General features: G+C 71.6%; 15 protein-coding genes, 1 tRNA gene and 1 pseudogene. 8 read left to right on the top strand and 9 right to left on the bottom strand.

Going from position 1 to position 17,944, the window contains the following annotated elements; translation table 11 throughout:
• The 3 genes from IE272_RS10715 to IE272_RS10705 form a co-directional block, all read right to left on the bottom strand.
• Complete coding sequence (locus tag IE272_RS10715) at positions 1–993, bottom strand: bifunctional MaoC family dehydratase N-terminal/OB-fold nucleic acid binding domain-containing protein (protein WP_229897262.1); 993 nt, start codon at positions 991–993, stop codon at positions 1–3.
• Entirely contained in the window at positions 990–2,234 is a 1,245-nt protein-coding gene (locus tag IE272_RS10710) for an acyl-CoA dehydrogenase family protein (protein ID WP_190006708.1), read from the bottom strand. Before IE272_RS10710 ends, IE272_RS10715 begins: the two co-directional genes overlap by 4 nt.
• Positions 2,235–2,480: 246 nt before the next feature.
• Positions 2,481–2,795, bottom strand: coding sequence for a hypothetical protein (locus IE272_RS10705; protein WP_073867247.1), 315 nt, complete (start codon positions 2,793–2,795; stop codon positions 2,481–2,483).
• 335 nt (positions 2,796–3,130) lie between these two features.
• On the opposite strand from IE272_RS10705, the gene IE272_RS10700 reads away from it, so the two are divergent.
• A complete protein-coding gene (locus tag IE272_RS10700) occupies positions 3,131–4,090 on the top strand; it encodes a bifunctional DNA primase/polymerase (protein WP_190006707.1) in 960 nt (319 codons plus the stop codon).
• A gap of 336 nt (positions 4,091–4,426) precedes the next feature.
• Here the strand turns inward: IE272_RS10700 and IE272_RS10695 are convergent, their stop codons facing one another.
• A complete protein-coding gene (locus IE272_RS10695) occupies positions 4,427–4,891 on the bottom strand; it encodes a MarR family winged helix-turn-helix transcriptional regulator (protein ID WP_007453917.1) in 465 nt (154 codons plus the stop codon).
• A gap of 101 nt (positions 4,892–4,992) precedes the next feature.
• Between IE272_RS10695 and IE272_RS10690 the strand changes: the two genes are divergently transcribed.
• Positions 4,993–6,207 (top strand): amidohydrolase family protein, encoded by a 1,215-nt coding sequence (locus IE272_RS10690; protein WP_190006797.1) that lies wholly within the window; start codon positions 4,993–4,995, stop codon positions 6,205–6,207.
• Positions 6,208–6,335: 128 nt separating this feature from the next.
• Positions 6,336–6,509 (top strand): annotated as a pseudogene (locus tag IE272_RS10685) (UTRA domain-containing protein); the annotation flags it as partial.
• Positions 6,510–6,696: 187 nt separating this feature from the next.
• On the opposite strand, the gene IE272_RS10680 reads toward IE272_RS10685, so the two are convergent.
• Positions 6,697–6,783 (bottom strand) — tRNA-Ser (locus IE272_RS10680).
• Between the two features lie 86 nt (positions 6,784–6,869).
• Positions 6,870–8,588, bottom strand: a complete 1,719-nt coding sequence (locus tag IE272_RS10675) for a trypsin-like peptidase domain-containing protein (RefSeq protein WP_190006706.1) — start codon at positions 8,586–8,588, stop codon at positions 6,870–6,872.
• A gap of 201 nt (positions 8,589–8,789) precedes the next feature.
• On the opposite strand from IE272_RS10675, the gene IE272_RS10670 reads away from it, so the two are divergent.
• The 3 genes from IE272_RS10670 to IE272_RS10660 all read left to right on the top strand — a co-directional run bounded on the left by IE272_RS10670 (position 8,790) and on the right by IE272_RS10660 (position 11,509).
• Positions 8,790–9,626 carry a glycerophosphodiester phosphodiesterase gene (locus IE272_RS10670; RefSeq protein ID WP_098891012.1) on the top strand — a complete coding sequence of 279 codons (837 nt, stop codon included), beginning with the start codon at positions 8,790–8,792 and terminating at the stop codon, positions 9,624–9,626.
• A gap of 84 nt (positions 9,627–9,710) precedes the next feature.
• Positions 9,711–10,370: an ATP-binding protein gene (locus IE272_RS10665; RefSeq protein ID WP_079044210.1), complete on the top strand. Its 660-nt coding sequence runs from the start codon at positions 9,711–9,713 to the stop codon at positions 10,368–10,370.
• Between the two features lie 173 nt (positions 10,371–10,543).
• A complete protein-coding gene (locus IE272_RS10660) occupies positions 10,544–11,509 on the top strand; it encodes a DUF5926 family protein (RefSeq protein ID WP_050359908.1) in 966 nt (321 codons plus the stop codon).
• A gap of 305 nt (positions 11,510–11,814) precedes the next feature.
• Here the strand turns inward: IE272_RS10660 and IE272_RS38645 are convergent, their stop codons facing one another.
• Together IE272_RS38645 and IE272_RS10650 are read right to left on the bottom strand one after the other, a co-directional pair.
• Entirely contained in the window at positions 11,815–12,501 is a 687-nt protein-coding gene (locus tag IE272_RS38645; RefSeq protein ID WP_229897261.1) for a hypothetical protein, read from the bottom strand.
• A 251-nt stretch (positions 12,502–12,752) separates the two neighbouring features.
• Positions 12,753–13,496: a bifunctional DNA primase/polymerase gene (locus IE272_RS10650; protein ID WP_050359907.1), complete on the bottom strand. Its 744-nt coding sequence runs from the start codon at positions 13,494–13,496 to the stop codon at positions 12,753–12,755.
• A 623-nt stretch (positions 13,497–14,119) separates the two neighbouring features.
• Between IE272_RS10650 and IE272_RS10645 the strand changes: the two genes are divergently transcribed.
• Together IE272_RS10645 and IE272_RS10640 are read left to right on the top strand one after the other, a co-directional pair.
• Entirely contained in the window at positions 14,120–15,607 is a 1,488-nt protein-coding gene (locus IE272_RS10645) for a PP2C family protein-serine/threonine phosphatase (RefSeq protein ID WP_190006705.1), read from the top strand.
• Between the two features lie 138 nt (positions 15,608–15,745).
• On the top strand, positions 15,746–17,224 hold the full coding sequence (locus IE272_RS10640; protein ID WP_050359905.1) for an aminopeptidase P family protein: 1,479 nt from the start codon (positions 15,746–15,748) through the stop codon (positions 17,222–17,224).
• A gap of 36 nt (positions 17,225–17,260) precedes the next feature.
• On the opposite strand, the gene IE272_RS10635 is transcribed toward IE272_RS10640, so the two are convergent.
• Positions 17,261–17,782 (bottom strand): ATP-binding protein, encoded by a 522-nt coding sequence (locus IE272_RS10635; RefSeq protein WP_050359904.1) that lies wholly within the window; start codon positions 17,780–17,782, stop codon positions 17,261–17,263.
• Between the last annotated feature and the right edge of the window lie 162 nt (positions 17,783–17,944).

The raw sequence follows: 17,944 nt of genomic DNA, 5'->3' as shown, positions 1-17,944 counted from the left end.
TCAACCGCCTTCGCTCGCCCGGAAGACCGGAAGTTCCAGGTCGGGGTCCGTACGGAGGAACTCCAGATGTACGGGCATGCCGACGCGGACCTTGTCGTACGGCACACCGATCACGTTGCTGACGATGCGGACGCCCTCGGCCAGCTCGATCAGCGCGACGGCGTACGGTCCGCCCTCGCCGGTCGGGCCGAAGGCGGGGAACGGCGGGTGATGCATCACGACATGGCTGAAGACCGTGCCCTCCCCGCCCGCCTCGACCGTGTCCCACTCCGCGCCGCCGCAGGCGTTGCAGCCGGGCAGCCAGGGGAGGCGCAGGGTCGCGCAGTCGGTGCAGCGCTGGACGAGGAGCCGGTGCTCGGCGACCCCGGCCCAGAATCCGGCGTTGTCGCGATTGATCACGGGCCGGGGGCGCAGGGCGGGCCCGACGGGCTTTCTCCGCTGTGCGGGGCGGTACTTGAGGATGCGGAACCGGTGCGTTCCGGCGGGTTCGCCGTCGGCACGGACGTCCGTGCGGGTGGTGACGAAGTAGCCGGTGCCGAGTTTGGTCGTCTTGCGCCGGGAGACGGACTCGATGACCGTGTCGAAGGTGATCAGGTCGCCGGGGCGCAGCGGCCGCAGATACTCCTGCTCGCAGTCGGTCGCGACGACGGAGGTGTAGCCGCCGCCGTCGAGCAGGGCGAACATCTCGTCGTACGCCGCGGAGCGCCCGGTTCCGTCCGTGTGCCCGGAGAGCCCGCCCATCGTCCACGCCTGGAGCATCGTGGGCGGGGCGACGGGGTCCGGGCCCCGGTAGGCGGCGGAGGTGTCGCCCATCGCCTCGCACCAGTGCCGGATCATGGGCTCGTTGACCGGGTCCTTGCCCCTGCCCCCGGTGGCGGCGGCGCGGCCTTCGTAGGCGGCGAGCTGCTCGTACAGCTGATCCCGGGCCTCGTGCTCCTGAACATCGGGTTCCCGGGCCTCGTGCTGCTGAACGTCATCCTCCCGATCGCTCATCGCTTGCTCCGGGTCATCCCGAGCCGGACCGTCGCGACGATCTCGCGCTGCACCTCGCCGACGCCGCCACCGAAGGTGTTGATCTGCGCCGCGCGGTTCATCCGCTCCAGCTCACCGCCGGGCCCGAAGCAGCCGGGAGAGCCACCCCGGAGCAGGGCGGCGTCGCCGACGGCCTCCTGGCACATCCGGTAGACCTCGACGGCGCTCTCGGTGCCCGCGAACTTCACTCCGCTGGCCTCTCCGGGGGAGGGCGCCCCGGCGCCGACGGCGTCGACCAGCCGCCAGTTCAGCAGGCGCGTCGCCGCGAGCCGGGCGTACGCCTCCGCGAGCCGGGCGCGCACCCACGGCTCGTCGATCCGCCGGCGCCCGGTCACGGGATCGGGGGTACGGGCGTGGGCGAGGGCCTCCTCGTAGAAGTCCTCGGCCTGCATGCCGATCGCGGCCAGGGCGACGCGTTCGTGGTTGAGCTGGCTGGTGATCAGCCGCCAGCCCTGGTTCTCCGCGCCGACGAGGTTCGTGGCCGGGACGCGTACGCCGTCGTAGTAGGTGGCGGTGGTGGTGACCCCGCCCACCGTCCGGATCGGCGTCCAGGAGAAGCCGGGGCAGTCCGTGGGCACCAGGATGATCGAGATGCCGCGGTGCTTGGGGGCTTCGGGGTCCGTACGGCAGGCGAGCCAGATCCAGTCCGCCTGCTGGGCGTTGCTGGTGAAGATCTTCTGGCCGTCGATGACCCAGTCGTCTCCGTCGCGCACGGCACGGGTCCGCAGCGCAGCCAGGTCCGTACCCGCTTCGGGCTCGCTGTAGCCGATCGCGAAGACGAGGTCGCCGCCGAGGATGCGGGGCAGGAAGTAGGCCTTCTGCTCCTCGGTCCCGTACGCCATCAGCGTCGGGCCGACGGTGTTGAGCGTGACCATGGAGACCGGGGCGCCGGCCCGGTACGCCTCGTCGAAGAAGACGAACTGCTCGTCGGGGCCCCGGCCCCGGCCGCCGTACTCCTCGGGCCAGCCGAGACCGAGCAGGCCGTCGGCGCCGATCCGGCGGAGCAGCCGCCGCTGTTCATCCGCGTCCGGCACGCCTCCCGTGCCCCTCCCCCCGCCCTGCCCATCGTCCGCCGCGTCGGGCGCCGCGTCGGGCGTCGCGTCGGGCGCCGCGTCGGGCGTCGCGTCGGGCGTCAGCGCGCGGAAGTACGCACGGAGTTCGGCACGGAGCCGCTGCTGGCGTTCCGTCGGAGCGAGATGCACGGAGGGGCCTCCAGAGCTGCGGATACGGAAAAGCCGGAGCGCTTCCGACCGGCGACCGGCGTACCCGGCGTCCGGTGGCCCGCGTTCCGACGTTTCTGACTGTCCGTCAGATACTGACCCCTGTCAAGACGGCGGCAGCCCGCACGAGGACACCGAAGTGCCTTCGTGCGGGCTGCTGTTCGGCCTGTCGGAACCCACCCCCCGGAAGGTCCCGGCGACCACGTCACCCGTGTCGCCCGAGGAGGATCACCAGAAGATGGGCGTGAAGTTCACCGCGACGCTGTGGTCCGACTGGTCGATCGGCACGAAGGCCGAGTCGTTCACCTGGGCGGACGTGTTCTGGTTCGACGCACCGGTCCCGACCGCCTGCTGCTGGGTGGTGGACGAGTTCCCGGTGTTGATGCCGCCGACACCGCTTCCGCCGACCGTCGCCACAGCCGCGTTCGATCCGTCGTTCGCGAAGGAGCCGTTGTCCGCCATGGCGACCCCACCGCAGAGCGCGACGGCCAGGGGCAGAGCAGCGACAGCGGCGAGGGCACGAGCGGTACGGATACTTGCCATGTCATTTCCTCCAGGAAACGGAATTGCGGCTTCATATTCGGCTGGTCCCGGGGGAGTTGGCCGACCACCCCGGTGCTGTTCACAACGTCGCGAGACCAGAGTTGCCCAGCGCGCCCCCGGCGAACCCCTCACCACCTCCCGATTCCCCCTCACGTATGACGAAGAGCGGATAAACCTCCTAAGCCGCGCGAAAGCCCAGGTCAGCGAGGTGATCCCGGCGACCCGTTGGCGCACCTGGGAAGAAGCGTTCCGCCACCCACCCCTCCCCGGACACCTCCACCCCACCCCCCGACCTCCCCCTTCCTTTATTCGAACGCATGTACGAAACTGAAAGCATGGCCACCATCGACCGGCAGACCCCCACCCTGGCCCTCGCCCATGCCCTCGCCGCCGCCGGACGCGGGCTCCCCGTCTTCCCCCTGTCCGCGACCAAGCTCCCCGCCCTGCGCTCCCCGCACCGGGGCGAGCAGCCGCCGGCGCACTGCCGGGGTGAATGCGGGCTGCCGGGACACGGGGTGCACGACGCCACCACCGATCCGTCGGCCGTCCGCGCTCTCTTCGCCGCCGCGCCCCGGGCCACCGGCTACGGCATCGCCTGCGGACGGGCTCCGCACCGCCTCATCGGCATCGACCTGGACGTCGACCCCGCGTACGGCAGCGACGCGGCGGGCGCGCTGCGGCAGCTGGCCCTCCAGCACCTGTTCACCATCCCGCCGACGGTCACGGTGCTCACCCCGAGCGGCGGCCGCCACCTCTGGCTGACCGGGCCCGCCGACGCGACGGTCCCCAACTCCGCCGGCCGCCTCGCCCCGGGCATCGACATCCGCGGCAGCGGCGGCTATCTGGTCGGCCCCGGCTCGGTCACCGCCCACGGCCGCTACCGCCTGGCCCCCGGCACCGCCCACCTCACCCCGGCCCCCTGCCCCCGCGCCCTTCTCCGCCTCCTGACCCCACCGCCCGGCCGCACCGCCCGCCCGGGTACGGGCTCGGCCTCGGGCCCCGCGTCCGGACCGGCCACCGGCACGGGCCCGGCCCCCGGCGCACCGGCGAGCGCGGCCCGTCGCGGGGAGGGCCTGGTGCAGTTCGTCCTGGCCGCCCACGAGGGCCAGCGCAACACCCGCCTGTTCTGGGCGGCCTGCCGCGCCTACGAACACGGCTTCGGCGACGCCCTGGCGGACGCGCTCACCGCCGCCGCCGTCCGCACCGGACTCCCGGAACACGAGGCCCGCGCCGCGATCGCCTCGGCGGCACGGCTGACCTCGGGACGGGGCGGGGAGACGGACGGCGCGGCCTGACGGGGGTTCTCAAGACTTTCGATCGTTCAGGAGAACAAGGAGCCCACCAGTATCGCGCCGTAGTGCACGCATTGGTGCCACCGCTTGCAGTAGCGCTTCGCCCGCCACAGCGAACGCCGCGTGAATTGCTTCTCGCACCAAACGCACGTGCGGGTCTTCCCATCCCCCATGGCCACGACCCTATCCGTCACCAGGGGGACAGCGGTGCCCGGCGGGGAACGGGCATGGCAGAGGCCCCCGGCCATACGTGCTGGTCAGGGCGTCAGCGCATCGGCACCTGAGCTCCTGGCCGTGGCTCGGTCTCGGGGTGCTGCTCGGTCTCGGGGCGCTGCTCGTTCAATCGCGGCTTGGGGTCTGTTTCCTGGACCAGGCAGTGGCGTCGACTCCGTATCGGGTCAGGAGCCGTGCGAACTGGGTTCGCTCCTCCGGTGACCAGGCGGCAGTGATCTCCAGGAACGCTTCTCGCTGTTCGACGGCGAAGCGGTTGCGTTCGGCTTCGCCGTGCTCGGTGAGTTCGAGCACGGTGCGGCGTCCGTCGGACTGGGATGCCGCCCGCCGCAGCAGCCCCTCCGCTATGCAGGCGGCGACGGTCCGGCTGGCCACCGGCTGCGCGACGCCCATCTCGGCGGCAAGCCCGCCAACGGTCGTCTCGCCCGGCGCGTCGGCGATGACGTTGAGCACGAGGTTGCGGGAGAGATCCTTGCCCGTTGCCGGTGCGCGTCGCCGCAGGCGGGACAGCGCCGGACCGATCTGATCCAGCGTCCGGTCGTCGGGGGGCTGCTCGGAGGAGGTGCTGCTCATGTGCCGATTCTAGGCCCGGCCGGCACATTTGCATACCATTCAATAAGTCCATAGCATCAGGTATGTAAATCTTGAACGAGCCAGGAAAGAGGCGGACCGCCATGGCGCTCACCGCGATCACCAACGCGCAGATCTTCGATGGGGAGAAGGCGGTCGGCGTGCGGACCGTGGTCATCGACGGCGGGAGGATCGCCCGCGTCGGCGGCGACGCTCCCGAGGGCAGCGAGATCGTCGACGGCAGCGGCGCCACACTGCTGCCGGGACTCATCGACGCCCACGTCCACTCCGCCCCGGGCTCCCTGGCGCTCGCCCTGCGGTTCGGGGTGACGACCGAACTGGAGATGCAGGGGATGAACACCCGGGAGAACCGGGGGGCCATCACCGACGACGACACACAGGCCGACGTGCGCTCCTCCGGCTTCGCCATCACACCGCCCGGCGGTCACCCGAGCGAGCTGATGCCCGAAGGGTTTCGGCCCAAGTGGGACCTTCCTCCGGTCATGCCCCTGATGCCGTTCTCCACCACGCCCGAGGAGGCCGCCGCCTTCGTGCCGCAGCTCCTCGCCCGGGGGTCCGACTTCATCAAGTTCATGATCGACGACGGCAGCGTGGAGGGACACCCCGGGCTGCCCACCCTCGACCGGGCCACCGTGCACGCCGGTGTCGCCGAAGCCAAGAAGTACGGCGCCCTGACCGTGGCCCACGCGCTGACCGTGGACGCCACCAGGATGGCCGCCGAAGCCGGCATCGACGGCGTCACCCACGTGTTCATGGACCGGCCGCACACCGCCGAGATCATCAGCCTGATCAAGGACGCGGGCATGTTCGTCATCCCCTGCATCACTCTCAACGCCTCGATGATGGGAATCACCGGCAGCGAACTCGCCGACGACCCCCGGGTCGCCGCACGCCTCGACGCCGACTGGGACCGGACCCTGCGCTCCAGCTATGACCGCTACCCGCAGGGCAAGCTCCACGACGTTTACGACACCGTGCGCGCACTGGACGCTGCCGGTGTCGACGTGCTCGCCGGAACCGACGTCTCCATGCCCGAGACGTTCTTCGGGGGCCTGGCACACGGAGCGAGCCTGCACCACGAACTGCAGTACCTGGTGACAGCCGGCCTCACACCCGCACGGGCCTTGCGCGCGGCCACGGCGGCCACGGCCCGCCGCTTCCGCCTGAGCGACCGGGGCCGCATCGCCGAGGGCCTCCGCGCCGACCTCCTACTGGTCGACGGCGACCCGACCAGCACCATCAGCGACACCCTCAACACCCGTGCCGTCTGGCGCCGCGGAACCCGAATGGCGGCATGACCACAGTCCCTGGGACGCGATCCTCTCGGCGCCAACTCAGACAACGGGATCAGTCGCGTCATCGCCGCTGAGCCAGGTATCCGCAGCCGTCGCCACCTGATCATCCCGACCGGCACCGGCCGGGCGTAGTGGCCCTTCGCCGACAGGGCGACCGGGAGAGCCGGACCGACGCGAAGGTGCCGGCCCCGGCGGAGATCGCGACGCGGCTCGGGATCGCCGAGGGGGAGCTGTGCGTGCATACGACGTGCGTGTTCCTTGCGGACGGGAAGCCGGTCCAGTTGTCGACGAGTTGGGAGCCGTACGCCGTCATCCCGATCAACCGCTGACGAACTGACCCCGGCAGCTCCAAAGCCGTGGCCCAGCCGTGCCCCCCGCGTGCCCCTTCCGTGCCCGATGGAGCGGGAAACCAGGGGGAACAGCGGTGCCCGGCGGGGAACGGGCATGGCAGAAGCCCCCGACCCTACGTACTGGTCAGGGGCCTCTCGCCTGCGGTGGGTGTGGGATTTGAACCCACGGTCACATCGCTGCGACGACGGTTTTCAAGACCGTTCCCTTAGGCCGCTCGGGCAACCCACCCCGCGTCGGCGGTCCGGTCGCTGTGCAAGCCGATGGGCCGTCAGGCCCGCGTGGGGCCGGTTCGACGCGTGGGACAGCCTAGCCGGTCAGCTGTCGCCCTCGCGCTGGCCCAGGGTGACTTCGGCCGTGGCCGTCTTGCCGTCGCGCTCGTAGGTCAGGGTCACCTTCTCGCCCGGCTTGCGGGTCCAGATCTCGCCGATCAGGGTCGGGCCGCTGTCGATCACGGTGTCGTTGAACTTCGTGATCACGTCGCCCGCCTTCAGGCCCGCGTCGGCCGCCGGGCCGTTCGGGGTGACGGCGGGGGTGCCGCCCGCGCCCTCGGCGGAGATCGCCGCGCCGCCCGTCTTCTCCTCCATCGTGACCGTCGCGCCGATCACCGGGTAGACCGGCTTGCCGGTCTTGATCAGCTGCTCGGCGACGTTCTTGGCCTGGTTGATCGGGATCGCGAAGCCGAGACCGATGGAGCCGGCCTGGGACTGGCCGAGGCCTCCGCCGGTCGACTGGATCGCGGAGTTGATGCCGATGACCGCGCCCGTCGCGTCCAGCAGCGGGCCGCCGGAGTTGCCCGGGTTGATCGACGCGTCGGTCTGCAGGGCGCTCATGTACGAGTTCTTGTTGCTGGAGCCGTCCCCGGACGCCACCGGGCGGTTCTTCGCGCTGATGATGCCCGTGGTGACCGTGTTGGAGAGGCCGAAGGGCGCGCCGATCGCGATCGTCGAGTCGCCGACCGCGACGCCCTCCGAGTTGCCCAGGGGCAGCGGGGCGAGGCCCGCGGGCGGGTTCTTGAGCTTCAGCACGGCCACGTCGTAGCCCTGCGCCCGGCCGACCACCTCGGCGGCGTACTTCTTGCCGTCGGAGAAGGTCGCCGACAGTTCGCCGGACTCCGCGGCGGAGGCCACCACGTGGTTGTTGGTGAGGATGTGGCCTTCCTTGTCGTACACGAAGCCGGTACCCGTGCCGCCCTCGCCGTCGCCGCCCTGCGCGTCGATGGTGACCACGCTGGGGAGCGCCTTCGCCGCGACCCCGGCCACCGTGCCCGCCGGGCGCTTCAGGTCCCTCGGGGTGTCCGACGCCGAGATGGTCGTCGAGCCGCCGCCGTTGCCGTCGTTGTTCCGGTCGGCCGCCCAGAAACCGAGGGCTCCGCCGATTCCACCGGCGACGAGGGCCGCGACGGCCACGGCCGCCACCAGGCCGCTCCCTCGGCCCTTGCCGCTCTTTCCGCTCGGGGACTCGGAGCCGGGCGGCACCGGAGCGCCCCAGACCGGGCCGTGGCCGCTGCCGTCGCCGATACCGCCGGACGCGTGACCGGCGCCCCCGTCGGCGTACGACGGGACGGCGGGCGGAGGCGGCGGCCAGGACGCCGCGCCCGCGGGGAGTCCGGGCTCCGCTCCGTATCCGGGCGCCGCTCCGTACGGGGAGTGCTGCGGCGGCTGCGGCGGCTGGGACGGCGTCGGGTGGGCGCCCTGGGCGTATGCGGGCGTGACCGGAGCGCCCTGGTGCGTGGGGTCGTGGCGCGGCGCTTCGGCGTGCGCCGGTGCTCCCGGTGCCGGGGCCCCCGCGCCGGGGGCGTGCGGGGCGGCCTCCCCTGCGCCGGTGTCGTGCACGGGAAGGTGCGCGGTGTCGTGCACGGGGTCGTGCGCCGTGCTGTGCGCGCCGTCCTGGGCCTGGTCCTGGGCCGAGGCCGGCGGCGGCGTGGCTCCGTCGGTCGCCGGTTCGGGAGTGGCGGCCGGCCCGGGAGGTGCGGACGGAACGGACGGCGCGGCCGGTACCGCGTTGCCCTCGTTGCCCTCGTTCTCGGTGCTCACAGCTCTTTACTCCTCGGTTCCACTCGGCATCCAGTCGGCGTTCGGCAAGAAATCCGCTGTGCACGTGTCTACGGTCAGCTTTTCCCACAACACGTCGGGCCACTGTAAGCAGGACCTGTGCATCCGCACACCAATCTTTACATCCGACAAAACAGACCTCCAGGGTGACATGTGCTCAGCCATCCCCGTGGCGGTGACACCATGGCGCGGGTGACCCACGCACGGCAGCGCAGCGCGCACACCTCCATCCAGGTCATCGCCCACCGCGGGGCATCCGACGATGCCCCCGAGCACACCCTGGCCGCCTACCGCAAGGCGATCGAGGACGGTGCCGACGCCTTGGAATGCGATGTCCGGCTCACCGCCGACGGCCACCTCGTCTGCGTCCACGACCGGCGGGTGAACCGTACGTCCAACGGGCGCGGCGCCGTGTCGGCGCTGGAGCTCGCCGACCTCGCCGCCCTCGACTTCGGCTCCTGGAAGGACCGGGAGGAGTCGCCCGACTGGGATCCGGTGCCGGGCGAGCTCACCTCCGTACTCACCCTGGAACGGCTCCTGGAGCTCTTCACCGAGGTCCGGGCCACCGGGCGGCCGCTGCAGCTGGCCATCGAGACGAAGCACCCCACCCGCTGGGCCGGGCAGGTCGAGGAGCGGCTGCTGCATCTCCTGAAGCGCTTCGGGCTGGCCGACCCGCCCGCGGACGGCCCCTCGCCCATCCGCGTCATGAGCTTCTCCGCCCGCTCCCTCCACCGCGTCCAGGCCGCCGCGCCCACGCTGCCGACGGTCTACCTGATGCAGTTCGTCACGCCCCGGATGCGCGACGGGCGGCTGCCCGCCGGGGCCCGGATCGCGGGACCGGGCATGCGGATCGTGCGCAGCCACCCCGGGTACATCGAACGGCTGCACCGTGCGGGGCACCGGGTGCACGTGTGGACCGTGAACGAACCGGCCGACGTCGACCTGTGCGCCGAACTCGGCGTCGAGGCGATCATCACCAACCGCCCGAAGCAAGTTCTGTCCCAACTGGGCCGCATTTAGTACGGATGAGGACCCACCAGGGCTCCGACCTCGGCCGTTACGGGGTGTGCACCGGCGCACTCGCTGCGCGTTCGATCGTTACGAGTGCGTCACCGACAGTGCATTGGCCGGTTTCCGGTGCAGCTCAGTGGGGCATCCAACCCGTGGCGTGGGGCAAAGGAGGTCTCGGGGGTGGCGTTGGTGGTGGCACAAGAAGTGCCCGCGTCGTCGAGCATGGCCATTCCTCATGGCCCTGCCGGCGTGGGGCAGGCACGACACCGGATGCGTGAACAGTTGCGCGGCAACGGGGTGTCGGACGCCGTCGTCGACGACGCTGTTCTGATCCTTTCCGAACTCCTCAGCAACGCCTGCCGGCACGGCAGGCCGCTGGGGCGGCACACCGACGTCGGCGACGGAGACATCCGCGCCGCCTGGCGGGTGGACACCGCCGGAGCGCTCACCGTGGAGGTCACGGACGGCGGCGGCCCGACCCGCCCGGTTCCGGCCACCCCTTCGGTGACGGCACGCGGCGGCCGGGGCCTCAACATCATCAGCGCCCTGGCCCAGGAATGGGGCGTACGGGACGACTCGTCCGGCGAGGTCACCGTCTGGGCCCTGGTCTCCTCGAAGAAGCCGCCCGGCATCAGCGGCAACGGCTCCGGCCCGAACGGCTCCGGTGCCAACGGCATCGACGCGAACGGCATCGACGGGCTCACCGGGTTCGAGGGCCTGGACCTCTCCGAGGCCTTCGACGACGTGGGCTGAGCGCACGGACGACGCGGGGCACGGCGCACGGACGACGCGGGCCCCGCACACCGATGGTGTGGCCCCGAGCACGCGGACGGCGTGCGCCGAGCACGTACGGGGGACGAGCGAGGCTCCCCGGGCGGCTAGGCTCGCGCCGAGTCCGCACTGTAGCAATCGGGAGAATGCCCACCATGGCCAAGAAGCGCCCTCAGTCCAAGGCCGGGAAGCAGCAGCTCAAGGACGGTGAGATCCCGGTCGTCGGGGCCCGTGAGCCCTGCCCGTGCGGATCGGGCCGCCGTTACAAGGCGTGTCACGGACGCGCCGCCGCCCAGGCCGTGACCGAGCTCGTGCACCGCCCCTTCGAGGGACTCGCGGGCGAGTGCGACTGGGTCGCGCTGCGCGAGCTGGTGCCCGCCGCCACGGTCGAACTGACCCTCAAGGACGGGCTGCCCGAGGGAGTTCCGTCGGTGACGCTCGCGACGGTCCTGCCGATGGCCTGGCCCGCACTGCGCCGCGACGACGGTTCCGTCCTGCTCGCCCTGCAGAACGACACCTCCTCCGGCGACCTCAGCCGCGACCTCGCGGACACCCTCCAGCGCGCCCTGGATGCCGAGCCCGGCTCCCCGGTCGCCGCCCGCCGCGTGCCGGCCGACGGTCCGCGCCTCCAGGATCTCCTCGCCCCGGACGCCGCCTTCGAGCCGAACGTGCACTCCGGATTCGAGTTCTGGGTTCCGGACGCGGAGAACGCCACGCCGGAGGTGTCCGCCTCCCTGGAGCGCGCGAACGCCGCCGCGATCCCGACGACGCTGCTGTCCGGCGTCGACGCCGCGTACTGGTGCGAGACCCCGGAGAAGAACCACCTGCGCTGGGTCATGCCGCACCCCGAGGAGCAGCTCCTCGACGCGCTCGCCCGGCTGCACGCCGCGGGCTCCTCCTCGCTCGGCGACGACACCCGTCTGGTCGGGTCGTTCCGGGCGCACGGGCTCATGGTCCCGGTCTGGGACCTGCCCAGCTCGATGGGGGCCGAGGCGTGCGAGAAGCCCGCCGTCGAGTTCGCCGAGCGACTGGCGACGGCACTCGCGTCCGACGCCCCGCTCACCCCCGAGGAGCGCCGCGCCCGGGGCGGTCTCACCAATCGCCAGGTGACCCTCAGCTGACAGTGACGACAGAACGCCGTTGACGGTGACCCGCGTCACAACTCGCCGTACTCGTAAGTAAATCGGCGTCCCTACAGGCGAGATCGAATTTGCGAACGGCAGATCTCTTGTTACGGTTCTAGAAGCCCGGTCGCTGGTGCATCCCCCGTCGCCAGCGACCGGGCGTCTTCGTTTCCGGCTGCGGCCCGCCCTGTGACGCCCCCGGGTGCGGAGGCCACACCGCTCCTGAAACCTCGCCCGCCGCGCCGGAGTCCGTACACCGGAGTCCGTCACATCGGAGTCCGGCGCCCTTTCCGCAGGCCCGGTCAGTCCCTGGCGTCCGGCGCCCGCTCGGATCCGGCCCGAAGCAGCAGCGGCGCCTCGTCCACCGGCCCGGCGCCCACGAACTCCGCGACCGCCGTGGCGGACCGGGGCACAGCCAGGGAGGGGACGCGCGGCGTCTCGCAGCTGCCCGGCTCGTCGTCCGTGGCCGGCGCGCAATGCAGCTCCACGGTCCGCCCGCCCGGCCCCATCAGCGAGAGCACGGGCCGGAGTTCTTCCCCGGTCGCGTTCCGGTAGTAGGCGCGCGCCCAGACCCCGCCGCCCTGGGTCAGGACGCAGGTCTGCGCCTCGACGCCCTCCGGCGCGACCAGTTCGGGGCCGCACCGGACCACCACCTCCGGGTGCCGTCCACCGCCCTCACCGCCTCCGCCTTTCCTGAGATCGCCGCCCTCAAAAGAGGGGGAACGATCAAACTCGGACAGAGATCCGGCTTCCGCACTCATTCCCGATGGCGATTTCAGCAACGTCGGAGAAAGGGCGGCGGAGCTTTCTCCGGACAGGTCATCAAAAGTCTTTGTCCGCGCGCTTTCTGGCGATCCGCCAGACGCTTTCGCCTCGGCCGGATCACCCGATACGGCATCCGGAGCAACGGCGGGATCCGCGGAAGCGACCAGCGGAACCAGGCAGGCGAACACGGCGGCGGCCATGAGGCCGATCACGCGGACATTCATGGTGGCCCCACCTGGCGACTGCGCGGAATTCCTGACGACGGGGCGACGATATCGGCGCAATGGGCGCCGCCGGCTCGCGCGGCACCCGTTTACCGGGGATCCGGCCCGGCTCACACCCGTTCGAGTGAGCCGGGCGCTGTGAGCCGGGCACCACGAGCCGGGCACCGCGAGCCGGGCACCGCGAGCCGAACGCCGCGGGCCGGACACCGCCTGGGCGCCGTGATTCCCGTGGGCAGGTCAGCGTGCGGCGGTCAGTGGGCCAGTCGGCTGCCGCCGCCCGGAGCGCCGGTGCTCGCCTCGACCAGGGCGTCCAGGACCGCTTCGACGTCCGGGAGCCAGGGCGCGGCGACCGCGGGAGCCCCGCCCTTCGCCCGTCCGTGGGAGACCGGGGCGGCGTCGGAGGCCCCGAGCCGCGCGGGGGGCCGCTCCCAGCGGACCTGGCCCGCGCCGGTCCGGGACGGCGGCAGGACGAGATAGCCACCCTCGCCGTGGAACCGGAGCGAGCTGGGCACCCAGTCCTTCGCGTACAGCAGCTCGCCGAGCCGTTCCAGGGTGTACGGGGCCACCAGCAGGGACCACCGGGTGGGCGTCGCCACGACGGGGCCGAGCCGCATGCCGAGGACGTCGAGGGCGCTCAGCGCTCTGGCGCCGGCCACGGCGGGCAGGCTCACCGCGCAGGGCGCACGGCCGCCGGTCGCCAGCATGACGGGGGCGGCGGGCCGGTGGGTCCACCACCAGCGCACCATGCGCTCGTCCGTGGTGGCCGCCAGCAGGCCGGGTTCGAAGGGGTGTGCGCCCGGTACGGCGCAGTCGGGTTCGGGGCAGGCGCAGCCGAGGCCGCCGCTCTCGCCGCGCGGGCCGGCCTGCGCCGTCCCCACTCCGGGGAGCACGGGCCATTGCCATACGGTGGCGCAGGTCAGGGCCGCGTCGAGCCGGGCGGTCCCCTCCTTGCGCCGGAGCCGGAGCCTGCGTCGCCTTCCGAGGATCTCGCGCATGAGCGCTCGTTCCTTTCCGTTGAACGCCGAGTCCACATGACACCACGCGTGTGTGACACCACGTGCGTATCTCATCGCTGTGCGTACGTGCTCATCAGTTCTGCGGTACGGGCGTGCCGTCGATACCGAGCGTGAGTCGAGCCGAGCCGAGTGGAACCGATCCGAATAGAACCGATCTGGGGTGGAACAGAGCCGAACCGAGCAGAGTCGAGCGGAGTCGAACCGAGCGGGGCCGAACTGCCCGAGCGGATTCGTGCTGCCCCGGCGGAGTCGTGCGGGTCGAACCGAGCGGGTCGAGCCGGGCCGGTGATCGCTGGGCGTGGGCGGCATGCGCCTCGCCTGCCGTCCCCGGTGCGAACCCCGCCGTCCGGGGCGGGGGCGTCACCTTCACGGGTAAGGACGCCCGAACCCGCTGCCGGGTTCCTGGGCGATCACAACCGCACCCGCGCATCACCGTTTACGTACCCAGCATGCCCGGAATGACGCTCCTCCGGCGACTTGACCCCGGAGGTACCCCCTGTTGAGCAGCCCCAGTCGATCGTAAATAGCGTCCATAGGGTGCAATTTTCGGCCAAGTTAACCGACACTGGGAGAGCGCGAATCACCCGGCACCCGAAGGGACAATGCTGGACATCGGGTTACTTGTGCGTGTACATGTGGATGCATTGATAGTGGCGCAGAATCACATGGGGGTTTGCGATGCTATTCGACGAATCGCACCGGTCGGAAAGCTGGCTGCCATGAGCGCCCCACACCTGCCGAAAGTGGCTGGAATCGATCCAGAAGTTCCGGTTTCAACGCACACTTCCGCTCCCCTGACGGAGGTTCCGGGACCGCCCGGACCCTTCATCCAGGACCGGCTCGCGGGCTGGGTCTCGGACCTCACGACCCTGCACGAACTCACCGAGCGGCTGGCCGGGACGAACACCCTCGACGACGCCCTGAACGAGCTGTTGCAGGCCGGAGCCGCCCTCGTCGGAGCCCGCCGCGGACTTCTCGTTCTGGAACCGGCGAACGGCGAAGGCCCCTCCGCCACCCTCGGCCTCGGACTCAGCCACGCCGAGCTCGGCCACATCGAGACCGTGCCGCGCGCGGCCACCGCGCTCGGCCGCGTCCTCGACGGGCTGCCGGACACCGTCGACGGGGTCACCAGCCCCGACCTGCTCGGCGAGAAGGACCTGGACCCCCGGCACCGCGAGGTCGCCGCCCGGCTCGGCTACGCCGCCAGCTACGCCCTCCCGCTCGCCTCCGAGGCGGCCGGCCGCCTCGGCGCGGCCGTCTGGCTCTACGACGAACCGGCCGAGCCCGCGCAGAAGCAGCGCCACCTCGCCGGCCTCTACGCGCGCTACGCCACCGAACACCTGGCCCGTCTGATCGAGCTGGAGCGCGCCCGCGCGGACGTCGCCGCCGTCGCCGAGGAGCTGCTGCCCAGCCGGCTGCCCCGGATCCCCGGCGTCCAGCTCGCCGCCCGGCACCGCACCGGCCCCCGGGGCGGCGGCGACTGGTACGACGCGCTGCCGCTTCCCGACCGCACGCTCGGCCTCGCCGTCGGCTCCGTGGGCGGGTCGGGACCGAGCGCCATGGCCGCCATGGGCCGGCTGCGCGCCAGCCTGCGGGCGTACGCCGTGATGGAGGGCGAGGACCCCGTCGCCGTCCTCTCCGACCTGGAACTGCTGCTGCGGCTCACCGAGCCCGCGCGGACCGCGACCGCCCTCTTCGCCTACTGCGAGCCCGCCGCCCGCAAGGTCGTGCTGGCCGGGGCCGGACACACCCCGCCCCTGGTCCTCGGCGAACGGCGCTGCGAGTTCGTCGAGACCACACTCTCCGCCCCGCTGGGGATGCTCGCCTGCTGGGAGGCGCCGAGCGTGGAGTTCAGCCCGGCACCCGGCGAAACGGTGCTGCTCTACACGGACGGGCTGCTGCGCCGTACCGGGGACGCGATGGACCGCGCCTTCGCCCGGCTGCACTCCGCCGCCGCCTCCGTACCGAAGTCGGACCGGCACGATCCGGCGGCCGTCGCCGACCACGTCCTGCGCACGATGCTCCCCGACGGCCTCGACCGGAGCGATTCCGCCGAGGACGTCGTGATCCTCGCCGCCCACTTCGACTGACCGCCCACATCGGTCCGCCGCCCCTTCGACCGATCCGCCGGCGGTCTCTCCGGTAAGAGGTCCTTCGGCCCTGTGCCCCCTTCCGTACGCCCGTACGATGGGTTGTGGTCCAGTGTCGTACTCAAGGAGAAACACATCGTGTCTGAGGAGCTCATCCCGGAGAACCCGGAGCAGGAGACCGAGGAGAACGAAGCAGAGGAAGCGGTCAAGCAGCGGAAGAACGGCCTGTACCCGGGCATCTCCGACGAGCTCGCCGACAACATGAAGTCCGGCTGGGCCGACACGGAGCAGCACGGCCTGCAGCCGATCGCCCAGGCCGAGCACACCGCCGCCCGGCGCGCCGCGCTCTCCGCCCGCTTCCCCGGCGAGCGCCTGGTCATCCCCGCGGGCAACCTGAAGACCCGCTCCAACGACACCGAGTACGCCTTCCGCGCCTCCACCGAGTACGCGTACCTCACCGGCGACCAGACCCAGGACGGCGTTCTCGTCCTGGAGCCGAAGGGCGGCGGCCACGAGGCGACCCTGTACCTGCTGCCGCGCTCCAACCGGGAGAACGGCGAGTTCTGGCTCGACGGCCAGGGCGAGCTGTGGGTCGGCCGGCGGAACTCCCTCTCCGAGGCCGAGCAGCTGCTGAACATCCCCACGAAGGATGTCCGCGAGCTGACCGCCGCCCTGACCGAGGCCACCGGCCCGGTCCGCAATGTGCGTGGGCACGACCCGTCCGTCGAGTCCGCCCTCACCGACAAGGTCACCGCGGAGCGCGACGAGGAGCTGCGCGTCTACCTCTCCGAGGCCCGCCTGGTGAAGGACGCCTTCGAGATCGCCGAGCTGCAGAAGGCGTGCGACGCCACCGCGCGCGGCTTCGAGGACGTCGTGAAGAGCCTGGACAAGGCCGAGGCGACCAGCGAGCGCTTCATCGAGGGCACGTTCTTCCTGCGTGCCCGCATCGAGGGCAACGACATCGGCTACGCCTCGATCTGCGCCGCCGGTCCGCACGCCACCACCCTGCACTGGGTCCGCAACGACGGCGACGTCCGCTCCGGCGAGCTGCTGCTCCTGGACGCCGGCGTGGAGACCAACGACCTCTACACGGCCGACGTGACGCGCACCCTGCCGATCAACGGCACGTTCTCGCCGCTCCAGCGCAAGATCTACGACGCGGTGTACGAGGCCCAGGAGGCGGGCATCGCCGCCGTGAAGCCCGGCGCCACCTTCCGCGACTTCCACGACGCCTCGCAGCGCGTGCTCGCCGAGAAGCTCGTCGCGTGGGGTCTGCTCGGCGACCTGGACGTGGACAAGGTCCTGGAGCTCGGCCTCCAGCGCCGCTGGACCCTCCACGGCACGGGCCACATGCTCGGCATGGACGTCCACGACTGCGCCGTCGCGCGCACCGAGGCGTACGTGGACGGTGTCCTGGAGCCGGGTGTCTGCCTGACCGTGGAGCCGGGTCTGTACTTCCAGGCCGACGACCTGACCGTGCCCGAGGAGTACCGGGGCATCGGCGTCCGGATCGAGGACGACATCCTCGTCACCGAGGACGGCAACCGGAACCTCTCCGACACGCTGCCCCGCCAGGCCGACGAGGTCGAGGCCTGGATGGCGCGGCTGAAGGGCTGACCCACTGCCGTACCTCTCACGAGGGCGCGCTGCTCACTACACCGTGAGCAGCGCGCCCTCGCGCCATTTCAGGACCTTGTCGAAGCGCACCACGGCGCCGTGGCCCGGCCGGTTGCCGAACTGGACGTGGTCCGAGAGCTGCTGGATGAGGTCGAGACCCCGGCCGCTCTCGGCCTCGGCGTCCCGCGCGGGAAGCGCGGGCCGGGTGTGCTGCTGTTCGGAAGGTGCGGCTGGGCGAAGCGCGCGCCGGGCGGGGAAGCCCGGCCCCGAGTCACTGACCTCGATACGGCATTTCTCGCCGTCCAGATAGGCCGTGACCCGGTACTGCCCGGAGTCCGCGGCAGGGCGTCCGTACCCGGTATCCCCCGGTTCCCCGAGAGCCGTACGGTCGCCGCCGTGCTCGACGGCGTTCGCACAGGCCTCGCTGAGCGCGACCGACAGGTCGAAGGAGATGTCCGGATCCACCCCTGCGGTTTCCATGGTGCCGAGCAGAAAACGACGGGCGAGCGGGACGCTCGCGGCTTCGCGCCGCAAATGGAGAGACCACCAGATGCTCATCTTTCAGCCTCCTGGCTGCGGCTCGACGTATCGATACGTATTGCCGCCCTCGGCACTTCGTAAGCACGGATCGGGTGGGAGAGCCCTCATTCGGCGGATGTGGATTTTCGGCCACCCGGTGTATAAACCCGCCCGGCACCAGGTCACCGGGCGTGCGTCCGG

The sequence above is a fragment of the Streptomyces anulatus genome, assembly GCF_014650675.1.
Classification (GTDB): domain Bacteria; phylum Actinomycetota; class Actinomycetes; order Streptomycetales; family Streptomycetaceae; genus Streptomyces; species Streptomyces anulatus.
The sequence above is the reverse complement of the archived record's forward strand: the minus strand, read 5'-3'. Positions and strand labels throughout refer to the sequence as shown.

Excerpts from the sequence above, each read along its gene's own strand:
- IE272_RS10715 (WP_229897262.1), bottom strand. The coding sequence starts at position 993 with ATGAGCGATCGGGAGGATGACGTTCAGCAGCACGAGGCCCGGGAACCC.
- IE272_RS10695 (WP_007453917.1), bottom strand. The coding sequence starts at position 4,891 with ATGAGCAGCACCTCCTCCGAGCAGCCCCCCGACGACCGGACGCTGGAT.
- IE272_RS10650 (WP_050359907.1), bottom strand. The coding sequence starts at position 13,496 with ATGCGCGAGATCCTCGGAAGGCGACGCAGGCTCCGGCTCCGGCGCAAG.
- IE272_RS10700 (WP_190006707.1), top strand. The coding sequence starts at position 3,131 with ATGGCCACCATCGACCGGCAGACCCCCACCCTGGCCCTCGCCCATGCC.
- IE272_RS10705 (WP_073867247.1), bottom strand. The coding sequence starts at position 2,795 with ATGGCAAGTATCCGTACCGCTCGTGCCCTCGCCGCTGTCGCTGCTCTG.
- IE272_RS10635 (WP_050359904.1), bottom strand. The coding sequence starts at position 17,782 with ATGAGCATCTGGTGGTCTCTCCATTTGCGGCGCGAAGCCGCGAGCGTC.
- IE272_RS38645 (WP_229897261.1), bottom strand. The coding sequence starts at position 12,501 with ATGAATGTCCGCGTGATCGGCCTCATGGCCGCCGCCGTGTTCGCCTGC.
- IE272_RS10690 (WP_190006797.1), top strand. The coding sequence starts at position 4,993 with ATGGCGCTCACCGCGATCACCAACGCGCAGATCTTCGATGGGGAGAAG.
- IE272_RS10645 (WP_190006705.1), top strand. The coding sequence starts at position 14,120 with ATGCTGGACATCGGGTTACTTGTGCGTGTACATGTGGATGCATTGATA.
- IE272_RS10670 (WP_098891012.1), top strand. The coding sequence starts at position 8,790 with ATGGCGCGGGTGACCCACGCACGGCAGCGCAGCGCGCACACCTCCATC.
- IE272_RS10660 (WP_050359908.1), top strand. The coding sequence starts at position 10,544 with ATGGCCAAGAAGCGCCCTCAGTCCAAGGCCGGGAAGCAGCAGCTCAAG.